Genomic DNA, 1,798 nt, shown 5'->3' with positions numbered 1-1,798 from the left:
CGCGGCGCTCGGGCGCTGCCTCGGCGGATAGGTCAGAATCCATGTCCTCGCCCCCCGTCCCTGTCGAGATGACCGATCACGCCCCGGCCTCCCTGTTCGCCCGCCACGTCGAAGTGCTGCAGGCCCGCACCGCCATGGCGCTGGAGCGCGGCGGCTTCGATCACCTCGTGGTGCCCAGTGGCAACCTGCACTACCAGGTGTTCGACGATCGAGACTACCCCTACGCGGTGAACCCGCAGTTCAAGGCGTGGCTGCCGCTCACGCGCACGCCGGGAAGCTGGATCGTCGCGACCCCGGGCCAGCGGCCGAAGCTCGTGTTCCTGCAGCCGCGCGATTACTGGCATGTCGTCCCCCGGACGCCCAGCGGATGGTGGGTCGATCAGTTCGATGTCGTCGTGATCCGCACGCCGGACGAAGCCCGGGCGCACCTGCCCCCTCCCGGCAGGAGCGCGATCCTCGGCGAACCGCAGAGCGCGCTCGGCGATTATGCGCCGAACAACCCGGCCGCGGTCGTCGCCTACCTGGAATACCACCGCGCATTCAAGACGCCCTACGAGGTCGCGATGATGCGCGAGGCCTCCCGCATCGGGGTGCGCGCGCATCGCGCCGCGGAAGCCGCCTTCCGCGAGGGGCGTTCGGAATTCGACATCCACCTCGCCTACTGCGCTGCGGCGCGGCAGGACGCCAACGACCTGCCGTACGGCAACATCGTCGCGCTCAACGAGCACGGCGCCGTGCTGCACTACACCGAGCTCGACCGGGACGCGCCGGCCGCGTTGCGCAGCTTTCTGATCGATGCCGGCGCGAGCCACGGCGGCTACGCCTGCGACATCACGCGCACCTACTCCCACGACCGCACGGACGACTTCCAGACGCTGGTCGACGCCGTCGACGCCGCGCAGCGCGGCATGTGCGCACAGGTGCGTTCGGGCGTCGACTACCGCCGCATCCATCTCGATGCCCACCTCGCCCTCGCGCGGATCCTTCGAGACCACGGCGTGCTCCGCATGTCGGCGGAGTCGGCGGTGGAGACCGGCGTCAGCAGCACGTTCTTCCCGCACGGCATCGGCCACGGCATCGGCCTGCAGGTGCACGACGTCGCGGGGTTCGCCGCGAACGATGCGGGCGACGGTACGCTGCCGAAGCCCGAAGGCCATCCGTACCTGCGCCTCACGCGCACGCTGGCGCCGGGCATGGCGGTGACGATCGAACCGGGCCTCTACTTCATCGACATGCTGCTCGAGGAACTGCGCGAGGGCGCGCATGCCGACGCGGTCGACTGGGCGCGCGTCGAAGCGTTCCGCCCGTTCGGCGGCATCCGCATCGAGGACGACGTCGTCTGCACCGACGGCGAGCCGGTCAACCTGACGCGCGAGGCCTTCGCCGAGGGCTGATCAGCGGGCCACGGTGGCCAGGCGCATGCCCAGCCAGACCGCCGCGAGCCCGAGCGCGACGCTCGCGGCCACGTAGCTGCCCGCCAGGACGGCGTCGCCGCGCCGCAGCAGCAGCGTCGTCTCCAGACCGAACGCCGAAAACGTGGTGAAGCCGCCCAGCAAGCCGGTCACCAGGAACAGTCGCGCCGGGCCTTCCAGCCCCGGCATGCGTTCGGCCAGCGCGGCGAAGACGCCGATGAGCGCACAGCCCAGCACGTTGACCACCAGCGTGCCGAGCGGAAAACGGTGCGCCCCCGGCGCCGCGGCGAGCACGCCGCCGAGCAGGTGACGCGCGATCGCGCCGAGGCAGCCGCCGGCGCCCACGAGCAGCACCTCGCGCATGTCAGCCCGTCGGCTCCGGCACG

At 71.4% G+C, this 1,798-nt stretch carries 2 protein-coding genes; one reads left to right on the top strand and one right to left on the bottom strand.

Going from position 1 to position 1,798, the window contains the following annotated elements:
- Positions 1-68: 68 nt before the first annotated feature.
- Entirely contained in the window at positions 69-1,394 is a 1,326-nt protein-coding gene (gene pepQ / locus ACY35P_RS15535; RefSeq protein ID WP_462116739.1) for a Xaa-Pro dipeptidase, read from the top strand.
- Here pepQ and crcB read toward each other — a convergent pair.
- On the bottom strand, positions 1,395-1,798 hold a 404-nt coding region (crcB, locus tag ACY35P_RS15530), incomplete at its 5' end, for a fluoride efflux transporter CrcB (protein WP_462116738.1).

It is taken from the genome of Lysobacter xanthus (assembly GCF_047159895.1).
The sequence above is the reverse complement of the archived record's forward strand: the minus strand, read 5'-3'. Positions and strand labels throughout refer to the sequence as shown.

Bases quoted from the DNA above. Each gene is read 5' to 3' on its own strand.
- pepQ (WP_462116739.1), top strand. From the start codon at position 69: ATGACCGATCACGCCCCGGCCTCCCTGTTCGCCCGCCACGTCGAAGTG.